The organism is Paraburkholderia sp. BR14320, from assembly GCF_040948665.1.
GTDB lineage: Bacteria > Pseudomonadota > Gammaproteobacteria > Burkholderiales > Burkholderiaceae > Paraburkholderia > Paraburkholderia youngii.
In genome coordinates this window covers 1-255 of the sequence record NZ_JBFPKG010000352.1, presented here as the reverse complement: position 1 = coordinate 255, position 255 = coordinate 1, and the positions used below count along the sequence as shown (strand labels likewise).

Genomic DNA, 255 nt, shown 5'->3' with positions numbered 1-255 from the left:
CCGCCGGGAACTGCATGCCGAACAGCGAGTGCGACTGCGCGAAGCTGAAGCCGCCGATCTGCACCGGAGCGATCCCGGTGATCCCCTTCGGACCGTTGGTGATGTTTACCGGACGGTCGAGGTTGTTAATGAAGATCCGCACGATTTCCCCGAAGCCGAGGGTCACGATCGCCAGGTAGTCGCCACGCAGACGCAGCGTCGGCGCGCCGAGCAGAATCCCGAACATCGCGGCCAGCGCCATCGCGATCGGCACGA

The 255-nt window shown here is 64.7% G+C and carries 1 pseudogene; it reads right to left on the bottom strand.

Annotation, left to right across the window (positions count from 1 at the left end):
- Nucleotides 1-255: pseudogene (locus AB3X89_RS40615) on the bottom strand (ABC transporter ATP-binding protein); the annotation flags it as partial.